At 67.2% G+C, this 21,956-nt stretch carries 17 protein-coding genes; 7 read left to right on the top strand and 10 right to left on the bottom strand.

Annotation, left to right across the window (positions count from 1 at the left end; translation table 11 throughout):
- The first annotated feature begins 44 nt into the window (after positions 1–44).
- Complete coding sequence (locus tag ACN9MV_RS32920; protein WP_093055010.1) at positions 45–1,556, top strand: M20 family metallopeptidase; 1,512 nt, start codon at positions 45–47, stop codon at positions 1,554–1,556.
- Complete coding sequence (locus tag ACN9MV_RS32915) at positions 1,553–2,410, top strand: lysophospholipase (protein WP_426390935.1); 858 nt, start codon at positions 1,553–1,555, stop codon at positions 2,408–2,410. Before ACN9MV_RS32920 ends, ACN9MV_RS32915 begins: the two co-directional genes overlap by 4 nt.
- Here ACN9MV_RS32915 and ACN9MV_RS32910 read toward each other — a convergent pair.
- From ACN9MV_RS32910 to ACN9MV_RS32885, 6 genes are all read right to left on the bottom strand, one after another.
- A complete protein-coding gene (locus tag ACN9MV_RS32910) occupies positions 2,382–3,563 on the bottom strand; it encodes an MFS transporter (RefSeq protein ID WP_097197570.1) in 1,182 nt (393 codons plus the stop codon). The genes ACN9MV_RS32915 and ACN9MV_RS32910 overlap by 29 nt on opposite strands.
- Complete coding sequence (locus ACN9MV_RS32905; protein ID WP_426390934.1) at positions 3,560–6,472, bottom strand: DUF4132 domain-containing protein; 2,913 nt, start codon at positions 6,470–6,472, stop codon at positions 3,560–3,562. The genes ACN9MV_RS32910 and ACN9MV_RS32905 overlap by 4 nt, the downstream gene beginning before the upstream one ends.
- Positions 6,473–6,577: 105 nt before the next feature.
- Positions 6,578–7,030: a YidB family protein gene (locus ACN9MV_RS32900; RefSeq protein ID WP_426390933.1), complete on the bottom strand. Its 453-nt coding sequence runs from the start codon at positions 7,028–7,030 to the stop codon at positions 6,578–6,580.
- A gap of 101 nt (positions 7,031–7,131) precedes the next feature.
- A complete protein-coding gene (locus tag ACN9MV_RS32895) occupies positions 7,132–8,490 on the bottom strand; it encodes a M20/M25/M40 family metallo-hydrolase (RefSeq protein ID WP_426390932.1) in 1,359 nt (452 codons plus the stop codon).
- A gap of 94 nt (positions 8,491–8,584) precedes the next feature.
- Complete coding sequence (locus tag ACN9MV_RS32890) at positions 8,585–9,304, bottom strand: 16S rRNA (uracil(1498)-N(3))-methyltransferase (RefSeq protein WP_426390931.1); 720 nt, start codon at positions 9,302–9,304, stop codon at positions 8,585–8,587.
- 69 nt (positions 9,305–9,373) lie between these two features.
- Positions 9,374–10,471, bottom strand: coding sequence for an aminoglycoside phosphotransferase family protein (locus ACN9MV_RS32885; RefSeq protein ID WP_426390930.1), 1,098 nt, complete (start codon positions 10,469–10,471; stop codon positions 9,374–9,376).
- 235 nt (positions 10,472–10,706) lie between these two features.
- Here ACN9MV_RS32885 and ACN9MV_RS32880 point away from each other — a divergent pair, with 235 nt between their 5' ends.
- From ACN9MV_RS32880 to rsmA, 3 genes are read left to right on the top strand one after another with little or no spacing between them, the layout of a single operon-like run.
- Entirely contained in the window at positions 10,707–13,223 is a 2,517-nt protein-coding gene (locus ACN9MV_RS32880; protein ID WP_093055024.1) for an LPS-assembly protein LptD, read from the top strand.
- Between the two features lie 21 nt (positions 13,224–13,244).
- Entirely contained in the window at positions 13,245–14,651 is a 1,407-nt protein-coding gene (locus ACN9MV_RS32875) for a peptidylprolyl isomerase (RefSeq protein WP_426390929.1), read from the top strand.
- A gap of 4 nt (positions 14,652–14,655) precedes the next feature.
- Positions 14,656–15,420 carry a 16S rRNA (adenine(1518)-N(6)/adenine(1519)-N(6))-dimethyltransferase RsmA gene (gene rsmA / locus ACN9MV_RS32870; RefSeq protein WP_093174595.1) on the top strand — a complete coding sequence of 255 codons (765 nt, stop codon included), beginning with the start codon at positions 14,656–14,658 and terminating at the stop codon, positions 15,418–15,420.
- Between the two features lie 68 nt (positions 15,421–15,488).
- On the opposite strand, the gene ACN9MV_RS32865 is transcribed toward rsmA, so the two are convergent.
- The 4 genes from ACN9MV_RS32865 to ACN9MV_RS32850 all read right to left on the bottom strand — a co-directional run bounded on the left by ACN9MV_RS32865 (position 15,489) and on the right by ACN9MV_RS32850 (position 19,128).
- Positions 15,489–15,632, bottom strand: coding sequence for a hypothetical protein (locus ACN9MV_RS32865; RefSeq protein ID WP_176928788.1), 144 nt, complete (start codon positions 15,630–15,632; stop codon positions 15,489–15,491).
- 77 nt (positions 15,633–15,709) lie between these two features.
- Positions 15,710–16,135: a barstar family protein gene (locus ACN9MV_RS32860; RefSeq protein ID WP_086011111.1), complete on the bottom strand. Its 426-nt coding sequence runs from the start codon at positions 16,133–16,135 to the stop codon at positions 15,710–15,712.
- Between the two features lie 50 nt (positions 16,136–16,185).
- Positions 16,186–16,599 carry a ribonuclease domain-containing protein gene (locus ACN9MV_RS32855; protein ID WP_093055030.1) on the bottom strand — a complete coding sequence of 138 codons (414 nt, stop codon included), beginning with the start codon at positions 16,597–16,599 and terminating at the stop codon, positions 16,186–16,188.
- Between the two features lie 180 nt (positions 16,600–16,779).
- A complete protein-coding gene (locus tag ACN9MV_RS32850) occupies positions 16,780–19,128 on the bottom strand; it encodes an NADP-dependent malic enzyme (protein ID WP_097197572.1) in 2,349 nt (782 codons plus the stop codon).
- Positions 19,129–19,305: 177 nt separating this feature from the next.
- Here ACN9MV_RS32850 and ACN9MV_RS32845 point away from each other — a divergent pair, with 177 nt between their 5' ends.
- Positions 19,306–20,355, top strand: coding sequence for an SPFH domain-containing protein (locus ACN9MV_RS32845; protein WP_093055034.1), 1,050 nt, complete (start codon positions 19,306–19,308; stop codon positions 20,353–20,355).
- 103 nt (positions 20,356–20,458) lie between these two features.
- On the top strand, positions 20,459–21,955 hold the full coding sequence (locus ACN9MV_RS32840) for a DUF4178 domain-containing protein (protein ID WP_426390928.1): 1,497 nt from the start codon (positions 20,459–20,461) through the stop codon (positions 21,953–21,955).
- Position 21,956: the final 1 nt, after the last annotated feature.

Raw genomic sequence — 21,956 nt, 5'->3', positions numbered from 1 at the left:
AAGGCGCAAAATGCGCCTTTTCGTCACCCGCGGAGAACCCACCGATGAACGCCCCCCTGCACCGCGAAATGCCTGCCGGCACGCTCGACGCCGAGCGCGCCCTGTCCGACGTCACCGCCCAATGGGACGGCGACATCCTCAAGCAACTCACCAACTACATCGGCATCCCGGCCAAGTCGCCCGGCTTCGACAAGGACTGGTCGGCCAACGGCTACCTCGAGACCGTGCTGCGCAACGCCGCCGCCTGGGTCGAGGCGCAAAAGGTCGAGGGCCTGAAGCTGGAGATCGTGCGCCTCGAAGGCCGCACGCCGGTGCTGTTCTTCGAAGTGCCGGCCACCGGCACCGACATGGGCGAGACAGTGCTGATGTACGGCCACCTCGACAAGCAACCCGAGTTCACCGGCTGGCGCAACGACCTCGGCCCGTGGACGCCCAAGTACGAGAACGGCCTGCTCTACGGCCGCGGCGGTGCCGATGACGGCTACGCGGTGTACGCCAGCATCGCCGCGCTGCAGGCGCTCAAGAGCCAGGGTGCGGCGCACCCGCGCATCGTCGGCCTGATCGAGACCTGCGAGGAAAGCGGCTCCTACGACCTGCTGCCCTACGTCGACGCGCTGCGTCCGCGCCTGGGCAATGTCGAACTGGTGATCTGCCTCGACTCCGGCGCCGGCAACTACGACCAGCTGTGGCTCACCACCTCGCTGCGCGGCATGGCCAGCGGCACGCTCAAAGTGGAAGTGCTGACCGAAGGCATCCACTCCGGCGATGCATCGGGCCTCGTGCCCTCGAGCTTCCGCATCATGCGGCAGGTGCTCGACCGCCTCGAAGACAGCGCCACCGGCCGCCTGCTGCCCGCGAGCTTCCACTGCGAAGTGCCGGCCGACCGGCTGGCGCAGGCCAGGGCCACCGCCGCGATCCTCGGCGAAGAGGTCTACAAGCGCTTTCCGTGGGCGCACTACGACTGCGGCGGCTCGACCATGTTCGCGCTGCCGACCACCACCGATCCGGTCGAGGCCCTGCTCAACCGCACCTGGAAGCCCACGCTGTCGGTGACCGGCGCCGAAGGCTTTCCGGCACTGAAGGATGCGGGCAACGTGCTGCGCCCGTACACCGCCTTCAAGCTGTCGCTGCGCCTGCCCCCGCTGGTCGATGCGGCCGAGGCGGTGCAGAACCTCAAGACGCTGCTCGAAGACAACGCGCCCTACCAGGCCCGCGTGACCTTCGAGAGCAACGGCGGCGCCACCGGCTGGAACGCACCCACCATCACGCCGTGGTTCGAGGACGCGCTCAACAAGGCCTCGCAGGCGCACTTCGGCGCGTCGTGCGGCTACATCGGCCAGGGCGGCACCATTCCGCTGATGAACATGCTCAGCGCCGGCTTCCCGAAGGCGCAGATGATGGTCTGCGGCGTGCTCGGCCCGAAGAGCAACGCGCACGGCCCCAACGAGTTCCTGCACGTGCCCTACGCCAAGAAGCTCACCGCGGCCGTGGCCGAAGTGATCGCCGCATTGCCGGCAGCGCATCGCGCGGCCACATCGGAGCCGGTGGCCGCTTGAGCGAGGCGCTGCCTTTGCCGCAGCGCGTTTCGCTGTCGACCCCGGACGGCGAGACGCTCGCCCTGCGCCGGCTGCCGGCGCCCGGCCCGGCGCGCGCCGTGATCGTGGTGGTCCATGGGCTCGGCGAGCATGCGGGCCGCTATCACGCGCTCGCCGAATGCCTGCACGAATGGAACTTCGCCGTGTGGGCGCATGACCACTTCGGGCACGGCGAATCGACCGGTGCGCGCGGCGGCCTGCCGAGCGAACTGCGGCTGGTCGACGACCTCGCGCTGGTCATCGACGATGCACGCCGCGAGAACCCCGGCCTGCCGCTGGTGCTGCTGGGGCACAGCCTCGGCGGACTGGTCGCCGCGAGCCTGGTGGCGCGTGGCGTGCGGCAGGTCGATGGGCTGGTGCTTTCCTCGCCAGGGCTCGATCCGGGCCTGAGCGGTTTCCAGAAGGCGCTGCTCGCGGTGCTGCCGCGCATTGCGCCGAACCTGCGCGTGGGCAACGGCCTCGACGACAACTACCTCTCGCATGACCCGGCGGTGGTGCAGGCCTACCGCGACGATCCGCTCACGCACGACCGCATCGGCAGCCGGCTCGCGCGCTTTCTCGCGTACGAAGGCCAGACGGTGCAGCAGCGGGCTGCGAACTGGCCCGTGCCTACCTTGCTTCTCTATGCGGGCGACGACCGCCTCGTGATGCCTGCCGCCAGCCGCGCCTTCGCTGCGGCCGCGGCATCAGGCGGCAAGGTCGAGGCGCACTGCTTCGACACGCTGTACCACGAGATCTTCAACGAGCTCGAAGCCGACGCGGTCTTCGCGGCCCTGCAAAGCTGGCTCAACCGGCGCTTTCCGCCGCTGGCCTGACGGCGCGCACGCGCGCCAGCCAGATCAGCGCCGCGCCAGTCAGCACCACCGGCACCAGCGAACCGAAGTTCAGCAGCCGCCAGCCCTGCGTGGTCACCAGCACGCCCGAGGCGAACGAGGTCAGCGCCAGCGTCGCGAACACGCAGAAGTTGAGCGCGCCCTGCGCGCGGTCGCGCTCCTCGGCGGTGTAGGCCGTGAGCGAGAGCGTGGTGCTGCCGGTGAACAGGAAATTCCAGCCCACGCCCAGCAGGAACAACGCGACGATGAAGTGATGCAGCTCCACGCCCGAGAGCGCGATGGCGATGCAGCCGAGGTTGAGCACCAGCCCCACGCCCATCACTGGCAGCGCCCCGAAGCGGCGGATCAGGTGCCCGGTGAAGAAGCCCGGCGCGAACATGCCGATCACGTGCCATTCGAGCACCAGCGCGGCATCGGAAAACGGCAGGCTGCAGATCTGCATCGCGATGGGCGTCGCGGCCATCAGCAGGTTCATCACGCCGTAGCCAAGCGCGCCCGCGGCGGCGGCCACGATGAACACCGGCTGCCGCATGATCTCGGCCAGCGGGCGCCCACCTGCGGCCTCCTTGCGCGTGGGCGCGGCCGGGAATTCGATGAAGTGCATCACTGCCATCGACAGCAGCGCCACCAGCGCCAGCGCAACGTAGGCGCCGGCGAACGGCACCGCAAAGGCTTCGCGCGTGGCGGTGGCGAGATTCGGCCCGGCGACAGCGCCGATCAGCCCGCCCGCCATCACCATCGACACCGCCTTCTCGCGCCAGGCCGGCGCCGCCAGCTCGGCAGCGGCGAAGCGGTAGAGCCCCGCGTTGGCGTTGTAGTAGCCCGCGACCACCGTGGCGAAGCACAGCAGCCAGAAGTTCTTCGTGACCGCCGCGAAGCAGCACAGCAGCGACGATGCCACCGCCACCGCCAGCCCGATCTGGAACGAGCCGCGCCGGCCGAAGCGCTGCTGCGTGCGCGCCACCAGCCCGGTGCTGAGCGCGCCGCCCACCACGTAGCTCATCACCGGCAGCGTCGCCATCCAGCCGTGCGGCGCGATGGCCAGCCCAACCAGTCCGTTGATGGCGATGAAGGTCACGTTGTTCGTCAAGAGCAGGCCCTGGCAGATGGCGAGCAGCCACAAGTTGCGGTTCATGGCGCCGTCTCCCGGATTGCGCGCTGCAGGTCGCGCTCGATTTCGCTGAAGACGATCGGCGGCAGCTCGCCCAGCGTGCCTTCGGTGCCATCGAGTGCCACCGCGCGCACGGTCTGCAGCTCCTTGCCGTCGGGGCTGTCCTGCACGAACCAGCCTTCCTCCAGCTGCAGGCAGATGCGGCGTCCGCCGGGCACGGCCTTGTTGAAGCTGTTGACCATGCCGCCGTCACCCACCTCGCGCTGCCAGCCGCGCGTCTCCAGGCCCATGAGGGCGGCGTTCGACACGGCGCGGCCGCTCCAGTGGGGGAGTTCGCGGCGGGTGCGCAGCGCCTCGTCGAGCACGAAGGCCGGGCGCATCAGCTGCTCGAAGGGCTGCACGATTTCGTAATCGGCCAGCACGGCGGCCCATGCGGTCGCCAGCGACGGGTCGAGTGCCGTGATTTCCAGCGGATGCGGCAGGCCGATGCGCGCGGACTCGGGCAGCTTCACCGCGTCGTCCTGCAGGTCGGCCAGCTCGCCTTCGGCGCTGACGCGGAAGGTGCCTTCGAGCTTGTCCGATGCGTCGAACAAGCCCCAGACCAGCGGCCGGCTGAAGACCCGCAGCACGGGGTGGTTGGCGAAGAAGGGCATGAACTCGTCGGGGCCCCATCGGCGCTGCATGCACATCGCGGCTTCCAGTCGCTTGATCTGCGTGGTGGCGACGGTCGTTGCCAGCTTGCGCAACTCCTTCAGCTGCGTGGTCGAGGCGGCGGCCTTGCCGGCGTCGTCGTTCGCGCCCGGCTTGGGCAGCGTCTTGAGTGCCTTGCCCCTGGCGTCGTGCACCACGGGCTGGAAGTTGTCGTCCATGCGCACCTCGAAGCTGCGCGGGCCGAAGTCGAGCGTCAGGCGCGCGCGGGTGTCGAGGCCGAGGTCAGGCACGGTGCGGTCGGCCAGCTGGTCGAGGCTGAGGCCGCGCTGCTCGGCCACTTCGCCGAGCATGCGGTCGGCGCGGGTGCGCAGGTCGTCGTGACGGGTCTGACGCGCGAGTTCGGCCAGGTGCATCAGGGCGGCGTCGCTGCCGATCTCGCCGAGCATCACCATCGCGTCGTAGGCCCGCACGCGGTCGAGCGCGGCGCGCCACTGGCGCAGCAGGCCGTAGAGCTGGCGCGCGGTTTCGCCGTCGCCGAGACGGCCCTGCAAAGCGAACATCCAGCGCTCCTTGGCCGGGCGGCCGTTGCCGATCCACCAGGCCAGCAGCGCGCGGCCGAAGCGCGCGAGGGAATCGGGAGTGAGCGCGTCCAGCAGCGGGGCGAGCCCCGGATAGGGCGCGTCGGGCTTGCCGAGCATCATCGCCATCAGCACGTCGGGCACCACGTCTTGCGGCAGCGCGAGCCCGCCTTGCTTGAGGAGCAGGCGGGGCAGTGACGCCAGCGGCAGGGTCTTCGGCACCACGGGCAGGCTGTCGGGCAGCAACTCTTCGGGGGCGATGGCCAGAAGCTGCGCCACCGCGTCGGCGGCTTCGGCGCCATAGGCGAGCGCCTGCCGGCGTACCGCGTCGGCGTGGCCGGCGTCATGCAGCCAGCGCAGCGCGGCTTGCGCCGCCTCGTGCGCCGGGCCGGGTTCGCCCAGCGCGATGGGAACGAGGCCGCGCGCAGCCGCATCCGGGTAGCGCGCAAGCCACTCGCCCGCTTCGCGCCGGACCCAGCGATTGGTGTGGAAGCCCTTGGCGATCCAGCCGGCGAGCGGGTCCCATTCGATGACCGACGCCAGCTCGAACATCGCGCGCGAGCCCTGCTTGAGGAAGCGCGGCAGTCCCGGCAGCGCGGCCGCGCCGAATGCATGGAGGATGGGGCGCATGCGCGAGACATCGCCCATGTAGAGCTCGGGCGCGGGCCCGAGCGTGAACACTGCGATGGCCAGCGATTCGGGCAGGTGCCAGATGTATTCGGCAACGCTCCAGTGGGTGGCCGGAGGTTCGCCGAAGTCTTCCGGCCCGATCTCACGGCCGTTTGCCGCGACAGCCTCGATGAGCTCGGGGCGCAGGCCCAGCATCCACAGGGCCTTGTGCACCTTGCCGCCCTCGCGGATCTCTGCGGGTGCGTTGGGCTGGTTGCGCGCGAATTCGTCCATCCACTGGTCGGCGCGTTCGCGCGAGACGCGGAGCTCGCGGGTCAGCCAGTCGGACGATTCGCCCGTGGCCTGCAGGTACTGCGGCGGCGGCAGATTGCTCCAGTGCAGCAGCGCCGTCGGTGGCAGTGGCTGCAGCGCCAGCGTCGGAATGACGGGCAGCGCCTGCCGGTTCTTCCAGGGCGGGCGCCGCAGCAGCGCGGGCCAGGCGTCGGGGGCGGCATCGGTCACGCCGGCGGAGCTGTCTTCCTGCAGGCGCGCGAGCGTCTTGCGCTGGCTGTCGTCGCAGGAGGCCTCCAGCGGTTGCTGCCACTCGGGGTTCGCGGCCAGCAACTCCAGGATCAACGCGGCGCCGGCCTGGTGTCGCGCCGGGTTCGCCGACAGCAGCTCGCGCAGCACGAACAGCGGCCAGCGGGCAGCCTGCTTGACGAGGGCGTTCTTGCAGTCGATCTGCTTGACCTGGGCCACGAAGAAACGCACCACGGCCGGGTCATGGATGGCCAGCAGGTCGGTGACGGCTTCCTTGTGCGGGGACGGCTCGAAGAACAGCTCGGCTGCCGCGGCGCCGTGCATGTCGAGCATGCGCAGCCGTGCGGCGCGCGGCGGATAGAAGCTGGAACGGTGGCGGCGAAAGAAGTCGAGGCTGTCGGCCAGGCTGCGTTCGTCCAGCAGCGAGCCGCCGCACTGGCCGCAGGGCCGGTCGTTGAACTGTGCGAGCGCTTCGCGCATGCCCTTGGACCACCGCACGGTGCCATCGGGCTGCGCGTCCAGACCTTCTTCTTTCGACTTGCGACTGCCCGCCATGCCATTGCTCTCCATTGATGCCAGCGGGATTGTCGGCCAACACGCACGGGCCAAAAAAAAGCGCCCTCGCGGGCGCCGGAATCCTGGAGAGCGCAGTCCGTCAGTTCAGGACTGCTTGCCTTGCAGCAGACCGCTGAGCGAACCCAGCAGGTCGTCATGGTTGCCCAGGCCCTGGTCGGGGACCTTGCCGTGCGGCGTGAGCTGGTCGATGAGCGCCGGCAGCATGGTGGCGAGCATCGGCAGCAGCGTTTGCGCATTGATGCCGAGCTTGGACGCGATGCTGGCGATGGTGTCGCTGCCCAGCGCGTTCTGCAGCTGGTCGCCCGAGACCGGCTGGTTTTCTCCCTTGCCGATCCACGAGCCGATGACGTCGCCCATGCCGGCCTGCTCGAACTTCGAGACCAGACCGCCCAGGCCGCCCTGCCCGCCGTTGTTGGCGAGCAGGCCGCCCAGCGCGCCGGCCAAGCCTCCCAGATCGCCCAATCCGCCGCCTTGCGGTTGCTGCTGTTGCACAGCGCCTCCGAGCACTTGACCGAGTACCGAATCGAGCAATCCCATGGCTGTTTCCTTGGTGTGTGACAGAACCGTCTGCATTGTTAAATGCCGCGGCCCGTAAGCAGAAAGTGGCACGTCCACTTTCGAACTGGCAACGTGACAAATTACTTGGTACGCGCTGTCCGTTTGGGGAGCAATGCGGGGCTGACCCCCTGCACGCCCACCAGGCCCAGCACGGTAACCAGCGAATTCTGCGCGCCTTTCCATGCATCTGTCACGTCAATGGACTCGCTCAACGAATGGAATCCGGAGGCCTTGCCGCCACCGCCGACGATGATCGCGGGAATGCCCAGCGCGATCGGCACGTTGGCGTCGGTGCTGCCGCCGCGCAGCAGCGTCTTGTTGCCGAAGGCGGCGTTCGAGCGGATCGCGGCCTCGACGATCACCGAATCGGGCGGCGTGCGGCCGCCGGGGCGGTCGCCGATGAGCTTGGTGCTCACGCTCAGCGTGCTCACGTTCCAGCGCCTGTTTTCCTCGACCACTGCTTCGTCGATGGCGGCCAGAATCTTCTTCTCCGTTTCGAGAAGCGAGGCCATGTCGTCGGAGCGGATGTCGATGGCCATGCGCGCATCTGGCGCGATGGTGTTGACCGAAGTGCCGCCGCCGACCGTGCCGACAGTGAACGTTGTCTTCGGGAAACTCGGCGTGCGGATATCGGCGATCTTCGCGATGGCGCGGCCCATGCCGTGGATGGCGCTGGGCACCTGGCCGAACGCGCCGAAGCTGTGGCCGCCCGGGCCCTGGAACGTGACTTCGTAGCGGTGGCTCGCGGTGCCGAGCACCAGCACCGCGCCCGGCGACGACGGCTCCAGCCCCACCATGCCGTCGATGTCGAGGTTGTCGCGAAAGATGGCCTTCATGCCGCGCAGGTTGCCGAGTTCTTCCTCGCCGACGTTGGCGACGATCATCAGGTCGCCCACGGTCTGGATCTTGTTTTCGTTCAGCACCTTGAGCCACGACAGAAGCACCGACAGGCCGCGCGTGTCGTCTGCGATGCCGGGTGCGTGCAGCCGGCCGTCGTGCTCCTTCACCTTCACGTCGGTGCCGGCGGGGAACACGGTGTCGAGGTGGGCCGAGATCAGCAGCTTCGGGCCGCCGCCGATGCCCTTGCGCAGGCCGACCACGTTGCCTTCGGCGTCGATCTTCGCGTGCGTCAGTCCCAGCGCCTTCATGCGCGCGAGAAACGCCTCGGCGCGCTTGTGCTCCTTGAAGGGCGGCGCCTCGATCTCGGTCAGCATCTTCAGGTCTTCGACCGAGTGTTCATGGTCGGCCTTGACCGCGTCGAGCAGCTTCTGGATGGCGGGCGAGGCCATCAGCTGGGTGTAGGCCTTGTCGACCTCGGGGCTGACTTGCGCGGGCGTGGGGGCGACGGCCTGGCTCTGGGCGAGCGCGCCCTGTGTGGCGCACAGCAGCGCGGCAAGAACGAGAGGTGCAAGGCGCAGAACGCTTGGCAGGCGGGACATCGGCAAAAGTCCTTCTTTTGTCTTAATGAAGTAACGATTGTTTCCCAAGCTTTCCGCGCGCGCGTCGCGGAAAACACCCACCTCGCGGCCCTGCCTAGAGCCCGGTCAGGGACACCAGCGCGGCCAGCGCCGCCGTTTCAGCGCGCAGCACGCGCGCGCCGAGGGTGATGGGAGCGAAGCCGCGGGCGATGGCCTGCTGTTCTTCGGTGCTGCTCAGGCCGCCTTCGGGGCCGCTCAATACAGTCACGCCTTGGTCGTTCGGGGCTTGAAGTGTGTCGGCGAGGCTGCGTGTGCCCTCGGCAAGGCTCAGCACGAGGCGCACGGCCGAGGCTTCATTGGTTTCGAGCCAGCCCGCGAAGGACTGCACCGGATGGATCACCGGCACCCGGTTGCGCCCGCACTGCTCGCAGGCCGCGACCGCGATCGCCTCCCAGTGCGCCCGCTTCTTCTCGGCGCGCTCGCCCGACAGGCGCAGCACGCCGTGGGCTGTGGCCAGCGGCTGGATGCTCGCCACGCCGAGCTCGGTGGCTTTCTCGACCAGCCAGTCCATGCGCTCGTTGGCCGGCATGCCGACCGCAAGGTGCACGGCGCGAGGCGCTTCGCGCTCCACCGGCAGGTGGGCGCCGACGGCCACAGCGACGTCACTGCGGCCCATGCGCTCGACCGTGGCTGCATATTCGCCGCCCGCGCCGTCGAACAGCGTGAGCGCATCGCCGGGCTGCATCCGCAGCACCTGCACGTGGCGCGCAGCGCCGGGCGGCAACGCCAGGCTGACGCCGGCGCTCAGCGGCACGGAACAGTGAAAACGCGGCATGCTATGAAATCGATAGCTGCGAGCGACCGTTGTACGGCCGTCACAGGGTGGTGCTTTTTCAGTTTTCCTTCAGACACGGCCGTAGGCGAAGCCCGTGATGGCCGAAGTGCCCTCGATTTCGTCGATCACGCGCAGCAGCGGCGTCAGCTCCATGTAGCGGCTGGCGGTGGCGCGGATGTAGGCAATGAAGCGCGGCGTGTCAGCCAGGTACTTGGGCTTGCCGTCGCGCAGCGTGAGGCGCGCGAAGATGCCGGCCACCTTCAGGTGGCGCTGCAGGCCCATCCACTCGACCGCGCGGTAGAAGGCGCCGAAGTCTTCGTCGACAGGCAGGCCGGCCTTGCGCGCAGCCGTCCAGTAGCGGATGGTGATGTCGAGCACGAACTCCTCGTCCCAGCTCAGGAAGGCGTCGCGCATCAGGCTGGCGATGTCGTAGGTGACGGGGCCGTACACGGCGTCCTGGAAGTCGAGCACGCCGAGCGCTGCTCCGTTGCCGATCATCAGGTTGCGCGGCATGAAGTCGCGGTGCACGTAGACGCTGGGCGACGCCAGGTTGCTGTCGACGATCAGCTTGAAGCTGCGCTCGAGCCGCTCCTTCAGCTTTCCTTCGACGGCGATGCCGCGGTGGCGGCCGATGTACCACTCGGGGAACAGCGACAGTTCGCGCTCGAGCAGTGCCCGGTCGTAGGGCGGCAGCACGCCGGGCTTGGAGGCCAGTTGCCAGCGGATCAGCGCGTCGATGGCCTGGTCGTAGAGCGGGCGGCTCGCGTCGGGCTTCGCCGGATCGATCACGTCCAGCATGGTCTGGCGGCCCAGGTCGTCGAGCAGGAGAAAGCCGTTCGGCTTGTCCCATTCGAGCACCGTGGGGGCGAGCACGCCGGCGCCGGCCATCAGCTGCGCCACCTGGACGAAGGGGGCGCTGTTTTCCTTGTCCGGCGGCGCGTCCATCACGATGCGCGTGGGGGCGGCGGGGTCGGCGGTGTCGAGGCGGAAGTAGCGGCGGAAGCTCGCGTCGACCGAGGCGAGCCGCACGGTGTCGGGCAACAACCGGTGGGCAGGCGCGATGGCGGCCAGCCAGCCCCGGAACACTTCGGCCCGCTGCGGATCAGTCCAGAGGATGGTCTCGGCGGGGCTTGGGGCTAATGAGGCCGGAGGCGGGGATGCTGTCATGGATAATCGATTCTACAAATCCGCCTGGCGCGGCAATCCCCCTTGGCCGGCTTCCGGCCGATGCGGGTTGCTGCCGGCCCCTGCAACCCGCCGGCCTGCCGCGCCGTCCCCCGACGATCTTTCGTTCCGAACCGATGCCTACGACCCAAAGCCCTCACGCTTGGCACCTTGTGCGCTCGCTGCCCTTCCCGGGCGAGTCGACCGCTTTCCTCGGAACGGCTGGGCGGGAGGCCTGATGAACCGACGTCGTGTCGCCCCGCGGCGCTCGCGCCCGCCGCTACCGCTGGCTGTTTTGTCGCTGGCCCTGATGCACGCACATGGCGCCTCCGCGCAGACGGCCGGCAACTTCGACGCCCCGCTCACCCTGAAGCGCACGCCGCTGCTGACCGAAACCCTGACGCCCGCGGACCGCGGCCAGATGCCCAGCATCGTCACCGGCGACCGCATCTCCGGCCGGCCCGACCTGGAAACCGTGGTCGAGGGCAACGCCACGCTGCGGCGCGGCGCCGTGTCCATCACCGCCGACCGGCTCGAGTACTACCAGCCCGACGACCGCGCCAAGGCCACCGGCAACGTGCGCGTCAACCAGGCCGGCAACGTGTACGAAGGCCCCGAGCTGCAGCTCAAGCTGGAGACCTTCGAGGGCTTCTTCAACAACGTGCGCTACCAGTTCCTCGTGAACGAAGCGCACGGCGAGGCCAAGCGCATCGACTTCGTCGACGCCAACGTGTCGATCGCCCGCGAAGCCACCTACACCACCTGCCGCCGCGAAGACTTCCCGGGCTGGATGCCGGCCTGGTTGCTGACCGCGACCACGATGACCACGGACACCGAGGAAAACGAGGGCGTGGCCAAGAATGCGCGGCTGAGCTTCATGGGCATCACCACGCCGCCCATTCCGAGCGTGAGCTTCCCGCTGTCGAACGAGCGCAAGAGCGGCCTGCTGCCGCCCACCATCGGCATCGACAACACCAATGGCATCGAGATCGCGCAGCCGTACTACTGGAACATCGCGCCCAACCGCGACGCCACGATCACGCCGACGATCATGAGCAAGCGCGGCATCAATTTCAGCAACGAGTTCCGCTACCTCGAGAAGGGGTACAACGGAACGATCCGCTTCGACCTGATGGGAAGCGACCGCCTGATGGGCCAGCGTTACCCCGATCTCGGCAGCACCAAGCGCTGGGGCGTGTGGGGCACGCATCACCAGGACTTCGATGCCAAGGCGCTGGGCCTCGACTCGCTGTCGGCCAACATCAGCATCAACCGGGTGAGCGACAACGACTACTGGCGCGACTTCACGCGCACGCCGTCGCTCGCGCAGCGCCAGCTGCCCAACGATGCATCGCTCAACTGGAGCAAGGGCGACTGGAGCGGCATCGTCCGCACGCTGAAGTACCAGAACCTGCAGTACGACTTGTCGCCGATCGTGCCGGCGTACGACAAGATGCCGCAGATCACGGCCAACTACAACAAGTACGACTGGCACGGCTTCGACGTTTCGCTGAACCTGGACTACACGCACTTCCGCGTGAACACGATCCTGCCGTCGCAGCTCGGCTACGACGCCACCCAGCAATCGCAGCCCGACGGCGACCGTGCCATGGCCGTCGCCTCGATCAGCCGCCCGTTCATCACGCCGAGCTCGTTCGTCATCCCCAAGCTGATGCTGAACGCGGCCTCGTACAACTACTACCTGCCGCAGTCGTCCATTCCGACGGTCACGGTCAACGGTACCCAGTACGTCAACGGCCAGGTCTACAACCCGAGTTCGCTGTATTTCTTCCCGACCTCCAGCAACCGGGCGGTGCCGACCTTCAGCCTCGACAGCGGCCTGACTTTCGAGCGCGACGCCAACTACTTCGGACGCGCCTTCCGCCAGACGCTGGAGCCGCGTGCCTACTACGTCTACACGCCGTATCGCAACCAGAGCATGCTGCCGAACTACGATTCGGCGGCCAACGACTTCAGCTTCGCGACCATCTACACCGAGAACGCGTTCTCGGGCGGCGACCGCGTCTCGGACACCAATGCCCTCACGCTCGGCGTGACCTCGCGCCTGATCGATCCGGCCACCGGCGTCGAGGCCGCGCGCTTCGGCATCGCGCAGCGGCTGCGCTTCAGCGACCAGAAGGTCACGCTGCCCGGCGGCACGCCGGTGACCGACCGCGCGAGCGACCTGCTCGTGGGCGCCCAGATCAACTGGACGCCCAAGTGGAGCCTGGACACCCTCGTGCAGTACAACCCCGACACGCGCAAGTCGGAGCGCTCGGCCATCAGCGCGCGCTACAACCCCGAGCCGTATCACAACCTGAGCGCGGCCTTCCGCTACCAGGCGCCCAGCACCCCGACCGCGACCGACGGCAGCAAGTCGATCGACGTGGGCTGGCAATGGCCCATCAACGACCTGTGGGGCGACAAGGGCAAGAACCTCGGCCCCGGCAAGGGCCAGGGCGGCGGACGCTGGTATGCGGTCGGCCGGCTCAACTACAGCCTGCAGGACAAGAAACTCACGGACGGCGTGCTCGGCTTCGAGTACGACGGCTGCTGCTGGATCGGGCGCGTGGTGCTGCAGCGCATCACCACGGGCCAGGTGACGGCGAACACCCGCATCATGTTCCAGCTCGAATTCGTCGGCTTCTCCAGCATCGGCTCCAGCCCCATGCAGGCCCTGCGGCAGAACATCCAGCGCTACGAACCCCTGCGCCAACCGGGCGAAGCGCCGAGCCGCTTCACCAATTACGACTGAGACGACTGACTGAGCGACGCCATGAAATACATCCGTTCCATCATCACCCTGGGCTGCCTCGCGGCAGTGGCTGCAACGTCGGGTGCGCAGGGCTTCCGCTCCGGCACCGGCATCACGGACATCATGCGCGCCGGGCCGCGCCTGGGCCCGCCGGCCGCGCGGCCGTCGACGGCGCCTGCCGCGGCGCCCGTGCAGCGCTCGGCTGAATTCATCGTCGCGCTGGTCAACTCGGAGCCCATCACCAACACCGACGTGCAGACGCGCGTGTCGCGGCTGATCAAGGAGAACCCGGACGCAGAGCGCGTTCCCCGCGGTGAGCTCACCCGGCTCGTGCTGGAGCGGCTGATCACGGAGCGTGCCCAGCTTCAGCTCGCGAAGGAAAACGGCATCAAGGTCGACGACGTAGCCATCGACCAGGCCGAGCAGACCGTGGCGCGTCAGAACGAGATCAGCCTGGTCGAGCTGCGCCGCCGCGTGGCCGCCGAAGGCATCGCGCAGCAGGACTTCCGCAACGACCTGCGCGACCAGCTGCTGCTCACGCGCCTGCGTGACCGCGAGGTCGAGTCGAAGGTCAAGATCAGCGACGCCGAGGCCGACGAATACCTGCGCGACCAGCGCAATCAATCCGTCAAGAACGCGGCGCTGGAAAACCTCAACCTCGCGCAGGTGCTGGTGGCCGTTCCCGAGAACGCCACCGACGCCCAGGTGGCCGCGGCACAGAAGAAGGCACAGGACCTCGCCCAGCGCGCCCGCGCCGGCGAAGACTTCGCCAAGCTGGTGCGCGAGAACTCCGATTCGCCGGACCGCGCCAACGGCGGCGCCATCGGCATGCGCAGTGCCGACCGTTATCCGTCGCTGTTCGTCGAGGCCACGCAATCGACCGGGGTGAACGGCATTGCCGGGCCCGTGCGCTCCAGCGCCGGCTTCCACGTGCTCAAGGTCATCGCCAAGGCCCAGATCGGGTCGGGCGACGCCACGGTCACGCAGACCCAAGTGCGCCACATCCTGCTGCTCAACGACCCCAAGCGCACCACGGCGCAGGCGGTTGCGCAACTGGCCGAATTCAAGCGCCGCGTGCAGGCCGGCACTGCCGACTTCGCCGGCCTTGCCCGCGACAACTCGCAGGACGGCAGCGCCAAGGACGGCGGCGACCTCGGCTGGTCGCGCCCGGGCCAGTTCGTGCCCGAATTCGAGGAAGCCATGGACCGGCTCGCGCCGGGCCAGATCAGCGACCCCGTGGTGTCGCGCTTCGGCGTGCACCTGATCCAGGTGGTCGGCCGCCGCGATTCCAAGCTCAGCCAGTCGGAGCAGCGCGAAGCTGCGCGCACCGCGCTGCGCGAACAGCGCGTAGAGGAGGCCTTCACCACCTGGGTGCAGGAAGTGCGCGCACGCGCCTACGTCGAATACCGCGACCCACCGCAATCCTGATTCGATGGCACACATCGCCAGGAAGCGGTTCGGGCAGCACTTTCTGTCCGACGGGGGGATCATCGATGCGATCGTGCGCGAGATCGCGCCGCAGCCTGGCGACGCCATGGTCGAGATCGGGCCGGGGCTCGCGGCGCTGACGCAGCCGCTGGTCGAGCGGCTGGGCCGCCTCACCGTGATCGAGCTCGACCGCGACCTCGCCAAGCGCCTGCGCGAGCATGCGCAGCTCGACGTGATCGAGTCCGATGTGCTGAAGGTCGACTTTGCGGAACTGGCCGCCAGGTTCCCGGCCAAGCCGCTGCGCGTGGTGGGCAACCTGCCCTACAACATCTCCACGCCTATCCTGTTTCACCTGCTGGGTAGTGCCCATCTGGTCGCCGACCAGCACTTCATGCTGCAGAAAGAAGTGATCGACCGCATGGTGGCCAGGCCCGCCACCTCGGACTACAGCCGCCTGAGCGTGATGCTGCAGTGGCGCTACGAGATGCAGAACGTGCTGTTCGTGCCGCCCGAGAGCTTCGACCCGCCGCCGCGCGTGGACAGTGCCGTGGTGCGGATGGTGCCGCTGGCGACGCCGCCGGCGGTCGATGCGGCCCGTCTGGGGGAGATCGTGCAGGTCGCCTTCAGCCAGCGCCGCAAGCTGCTGCGCCACACGCTGGGCAAGTGGCTGCAGGAGCACGGCTTCGCTGGCGAATTCGATGTCCAGCGGCGGGCCGAAGAAGTGCCCGTCGACGAATACGTCGCTCTGGCCCAGGCCATCATCCCGTGAAACCCATGAAAAAAGCCCGTCTGCGACGGGCTTTTTAACGGAGGCTGCAAACGCCTAAGCCTGCTTGCTTATGCGGCGGCGAGCCAATAACCCGCATTGAAGGGGCTGCTCATGCGCAGCGCCAGGGGCGACACGTCGACCAGTTTGTCGGTCGGCATTTTTTCGCCGGCCGGTTCGGTGGAGGCTGCCGCTGCGGTTGCGGTGGTGTTCACTTCGATGCCATCGAGGGTTTCAGCGTTCGGCTGAGCCTCGTTCGCCCGTTCTGCTTGGCTGGTAGATGCAGAACGGGCTACAGAAAAGAATAGAAGCACCGGAACGGGACCTTGCGGTCGCCCCAGTAGTCCGAGGCGTCGCGGAAGATGTCGAGCAGCTGCTCGCGCGCTTCCTTGTCGAACTTGGCGTTGGCCGGGATCTGCTCCAGCACGATGACGAAACCTGGCTGCGGGCCCGATTTATGCAACGGGTCGGTCATGCAGTCGTACAGCGCGTCGAAGTTCTTCCCGAAGTGGGCCGGGAACGTGAACTGCTGCGCGATCAGGTCGAGCACGTCCTGCTTGGTCTGGGCGTTGCCCAGGTTGGCGTACAGGAAGTGCTGGCCGGCCGCGTTGGCCGCGTCCTGCAGGTCGTTCACGCGGAACGCGCGGATCGATTGCACGATGTTCGGGCGTACGGCACGAAGGGATAAGGTCATCTCCGCTGGTCTTTCCATAGTCATCATCATTTCTTCGGGGCGCTTCGGGGCGCCGCTCAGGTCGTTTTCATCGCTCATGGCGCAATCCGTCTGAAACTCGCATAGTGGTCTGCGGTGTACCAACAGGCCTCGGGCGTCGTGCGTTGTTCACCGCCGCAGACGATTCGTTGTGCACCACGGTTGCGCGAACCGGGCGTCGTAACCGTGTACTCGCGGTAGTGGCCGCGGCGTGCGGGTGGCAAAAGACGCTCGCGATTGCCGAACACCGTGCCGTCCTTGTCATACCGGAAGGGACCGCCACTCAGGATGGCCTGGTAGGTTCGTTGGCCCTGTGCCGGCAATTCGGACAGAGCGATCGTTTCCTCGGTGGACGTTTTTCCGGCGCCGAACCATCCGCGGGCCTCGGCCCCCGTCGTCAACGCCACCAGCATCAGACTGGTGAGCGCAAACTTTGTGACAGAGGACGTGATCGAGGCGTAAGCCGCCATGGGGCACCACAAGAAAAGAGCGGGGGGTTCGAATCGGCGATCAACGTCGGGTTAACCCGCAAATTCAAGCCCGCGAGTGTGCACCACGCTGGCGAAAATAGCAAGCGACTGCTCAAAGTTTGAGCAGTCGCGAGGGGATCGAGTGGCGCTTTAAGTTGGCGGCCACTCTCGCCAAATGGCTTATCTCTCGGCGTTTGCGTCAGCCACTGTCAAGGCTGTCATGTTCACGATGCGCCGAACAGTCGCACTTGCCGTGAGAATGTGCACAGGTTTGGCCGCGCCAAGCAGAACCGGGCCGATCGCGATATTGCCGCCTGCCGCTGTCTTGAGCAGGTTGTAGGAAATATTGGCCGCGTCGATGTTCGGGAAAACCAACAGGTTGGCGTCACCCGCCAGCGCGCTGTGCGGCATGACCACCGCGCGCTGCTTACTGTCCAGTGCCACGTCGCCGTGCATTTCGCCGTCCACTTCCAGCCAGGGCGCCTGCACGCGCAGCAGGTCGAGCGTCTTGCGCATCTTGATGGCGCTGGGCTCGTTGCTGGTACCGAAGTTGGAATGCGACAGCAGCGCCGCCTTCGGCTTCAGGCCGAAGCGCATCATTTCCTCGGCCGCCATGGTCGTGATTTCGGCCAGTTCCTCGGGCGAGGGGTCGTAGTTGACATGCGTGTCGACCAGGAACACCTGGCGGTCGGGCAGCAGCAGGCCGTTCATGCAGGCGTACACCGGCACGTCCTGCGGCGTGCTCTCGCAGCCGCCGGGGCGCTTGCCGATCACCTGGTCGATGTAGTGCAGGTGGATCAGCGTGGTGCCCCAGGTGCCGCAGATCATGCCGTCCACCTCGTCCTTGTGCAGCAGCATCGCGCCGATCAGCGTGAGGCGGCGGCGCATCTCGATCTTGGCGACCTGGGCGGTGATGCCCTTGCGCTCGGTCATGCGGTGGTAGGTTTGCCAGAAGTCGCGGTAGCGGCGGTCCTGCTCGACGTTGACGATGTCGTAGTCGAGCTCTTCCTTCAGCCGCAGGCCGAACTTCTCGATGCGCTGGGCGATGATGGCCGGTCGGCCGATCAGCGTCGGGCGGGCCAGGCCTTCGTCGACCACGATCTGTGCGGCGCGCAGCACGCGTTCTTCCTCGCCTTCGCAGTACGCCACGCGCTTCTTCGCCGCGCGACGGGCGGTTTCGAAGATCGGCTTCATCGTGGTGCCCGAGGCATAGACGAAGCTTTGCAGCTTGTCGCGGTAGGCGTCCATGTCCTTGATCGGACGGGTCGCAACGCCGCTTTCCTCTGCCGCCTTGGCCACGGCCGGCGCGATCTTCATCATCAGGCGCGGGTCGAAGGGCTTCGGAATCAGGTATTCGGGGCCGAATGACAGCTTTTCACCGACGTAGGCAGCAGCAACGCGCTCGCTCTGCTCGGCCTGCGCCAGATCGGCAATTGCGTGCACCGCGGCGATTTCCATCTCGTCGGTGATGGTGGTCGCGCCCGAATCCAGCGCGCCGCGGAAGATGTACGGGAAGCACAGGACGTTGTTGACCTGGTTCGGGTAGTCGGTGCGGCCGGTAGCCATGATCACGTCGTCGCGCACCGCATGGGCGTCTTCGGGCGAGATCTCGGGGTTCGGGTTGGCCAGCGCGAAGATCACCGGGCGCTTGGCCATCTTGGCCACCATTGCCGGCTTCAACACGCCGCCGGCCGACAGGCCCAGGAACACGTCGGCGCCTTCGATCACCTCGGAGAGCGTGCGCGCGTCGGTCTTCTGCATGTATTGGCGCTTGTCGTCATCCATCAGCTCGGTGCGGCCTTCGTAGACCACTCCGGCCAGGTCCGTCACGAACACGTTCTCGCGCTTCAGGCCGACCTTGAGCAGCAGGTTCAGACAGGCCAGCGCCGCGGCGCCGGCGCCCGAGGCCACCAACTTGACTTCGGTGATGTCCTTGCCCGCCACCTTCAGGCCGTTGACCATGGCCGCCGCCACAGTGATGGCAGTGCCGTGCTGGTCGTCGTGGAACACCGGGATCTTCATGCGCTTGCGCAACTCGCGCTCGACATAGAAGCAGTCGGGGGCCTTGATGTCTTCCAGATTGATGGCGCCGAAGGTCGGCTCCAGCGACGCGATGATGTCGACCAGCTTGGCCGGGTCTTTCTCGTCGATTTCGATGTCGAACACGTCGACGCCGGCAAATTTCTTGAAGAGAACGCCCTTGCCTTCCATCACCGGCTTGGACGCCAGCGGGCCGATGTCGCCCAGTCCCAGCACCGCGGTGCCGTTGCTGATGACGGCCACGAGGTTGCCGCGCGAGGTGTACTTGAAGGCGTTGGCCGGGTCCTTGACGATTTCCTCGCAGGGCGCGGCCACGCCGGGCGAGTAGGCCAGCGACAGGTCGCGCTGGTTGACCATCTGCTTGGTCGCCGCGATGGCGATCTTGCCGGGAACGGGAAACTCGTGGTACTCGAGGGCGGCACGTCGCAACTCGGCGCGTTTGTCTTCGGGCGTGGGAGTCGATGAGGTCGAGGGGGTCGAATCTGACATGTGCCGTAGCTCCTGGTGGCGCTTCTTCTGGGGGCGCCGATTGTAGACCTCGGTTCGTAAAGCCATACACCGCATGGCCGGTGCCGACCATGACCAAAAGCACGGGTGCGCTGTCAAGTCGCTGTGGCAATATGCACAGTTCGGATAAAACCTGAAAAAACCTGAAGAGGAGCAACCATGGCCCTGATGGATTTCATCAAGAAACAGTTCATCGACATCATCCAGTGGACCGAGACCGGCGATGGCACGCTGGCCTGGCGCTTCCCGATGGCGGAGATGGAAATCCAGAACGGCGCCTCGCTCACCGTTCGCGAGTCGCAGGTTGCCGTCTTCGTCAACGAAGGCAAGGTGGCCGACGTGTTCGGCCCCGGCATGTACAAGCTCACGACGCAGACGCTGCCCGTGCTCACGTACCTGAAGAACTGGGACAAGCTCTTCGAGTCCCCCTTCAAGAGCGACGTCTATTTCTTCAGCACCCGCCAGCAGGTCGACCAGAAGTGGGGCACGCCCCAGCCGATCACCATCCGCGACAAGGACTTCGGTGCCGTGCGCCTGCGCGCCTTCGGCAACTACTCCTTCCGCATCGGTGACGCCAAGGCCTTCCACACCGAAATCTCCGGCACGCGCGACATCTATTCCGTGGCCGACCTCGACGGCCAGCTGCGCGGCTTGGTGCTGCAGAACATCAGCAACGCCATCGCCTCCAGCGGCGTGCCCTTCCTCGACCTTGCGGCCAACCAGATCCAGTTCGCGCAGGCGCTTGCCGCGCAGCTCGTGCCCGAGTTCGAGAAGATCGGCATCAAGCTCGAGAACATCACGGTCCAGAACGTCTCGCTGCCCGAAGAACTGCAGAAGATCCTCGACCAGAAGATCGGCATGGGCATGGTCGGCAATGACATGGGCAAGTTCATGCAGTACCAGACGGCGCAGGCCATCCCCAAATTCGCCGAGGGCGCTGCCAATGGCGGCGGCATTGCCGGCGACGCGATGGGCCTGGGCGCTGGCGTGGCGCTCGGCCAGGTGCTCGCGCAGAACCTCGCGCAGGGCCTGAGCCCCAATGCGGCCGCGCAGGCCGCGGCAACGCAGCAGCAACCCGCCGTGGCCGTGGTGAGCCCCACCGACGTGATGACCACGCTCGAGAAGCTCGGCGAACTCAAGACCAAGGGCATCCTTACCCAGGAAGAGTTCGACGCCAAAAAAGTCGAACTGCTGAAAAAGCTCGTCTGACCCGGCGCTATGTTCCCGATAGCGCCTGACGCCCGTTCGACGGGCGTCGGAAGCCTCATTGGCTTGAAAAACTCGTGGCCGTCCACGCCATGGCTGATGCGCCATGGCTGAGGAAACCGGCAACCAACGCTACTACCGCGCGCCCTGCCCCGGCTGCGGCGCGCCGGTCGAATTTCGCTCGGCGCAATCGACGCACGCGGTCTGCCCCTACTGCCAGAGCACCGTCGTGCGCCAGGGCGACACGCTCGCGCGCACCGGCAAGATGGCCGAGCTGTTCGACGACTTCAGCCCGCTGCAGCTGTTTGCCGCCGGCCGCATCCAGGACAAGCCCTTCACGCTGATCGGCCGGCTGCAGTACACCTACCCCGGCGGCCGCTGGACCGAATGGATCGCCGCGCTCGACGGCGACCGCACCGCGATCCTCAGCGAGGACAACGGCGCCTACGTCTTTGCGTTGCCCTTCGACCTGCAGCGCGTCGCGCCGCCCTGGAACGAGCTGCGCGTGAGCGCGACCACCGCCTTCGCCGGCCAGAGCTACACCGTCACCTCGAACGAGCAGGTGGCGCTGACCTCTGCACAGGGCGAACTGCCGCACCTGCCCGAGCTCGGCCGGCCGTTCGCGATGGTCGAGCTGCGCAGCGACAAGGGGCTGGTGCTCAGCATCGACTACGGCACCGCGACGCCCAGCGCCTACCTCGGCCGCTCGGTGCAGCTCGAAGACCTGCAACTCACCGGCCTGCGCGAGGAATCCGCAAAGGACGAGAAGGGCCGCAGCTTCAACTGCCCCAACTGCGGCTCGCCCGTCACCGTCAACCTGGCCGACAGCAAGAGCATCACCTGCCGTTCGTGCAGCAGCATCATCGACCTGTCGCAGGGCATCGGCGGAGAGCTCAGGCACGCCACGCAGGACGAGCCCGTGCGCCCGCTCATCGCGCTCGGCAGCATGGGCCAGCTGCAGGGAGCGCAATGGCAGGTGGTCGGCTTCCAGCACCGCATGGGCAGCGAGCCCGGCGACGACGAGCAGTTCGGCTGGGACGAATACCTGCTCTACAACAAGAAGCGCGGCTTCAGCTTCCTGGTCGATGCGGAAGACGGCTGGAGCATGGTCAAGCCGACCACCGGCGCGCCGGTGATGGCCGAGAACGGCAGCACCGCCACCTACCTCAGCAAGCGCTACCAGCAGCAGTACGCCTACAACGCCGAGACCACCTACGTGGCGGGCGAGTTCTACTGGCAGGTCGAGCGCGGGCAGAAAACCTTCAACCGCGACTTCGCCAACGGCGGCGCGCTGCTGTCGATGGAACGCTCGGCCAACGAGCTGACGTGGTCGTCGGGCAGCAAGATCGACAGCGGCGCGGTGGCCACCGCCTTCAAGCTCGACACCAAGAAGGACATGTTCAAGCGCGCCGACGCGCTGCCCGTGAGCGCCGCCTCCGGGCTGGGCTGCGGCACCATCATCCTCATCATCGTCGTGATCATCATCATGCTGATCATCCTGAGCACCTGCTCGTCCCGCTGCGATCCCCGCGTCGAGAATTGTTCGTCGCGCAGTTCGGGCGGCTCTTATGGCGGCTATTCGAGTGGCGGCGGCCACAAATGAC

It is taken from the genome of Variovorax sp. R-27 (assembly GCF_049913215.1).
GTDB lineage: Bacteria > Pseudomonadota > Gammaproteobacteria > Burkholderiales > Burkholderiaceae_C > Variovorax.
Note: the sequence above shows the minus strand (reverse complement) of the source record. Positions and strands in the feature narration are given on the sequence as shown.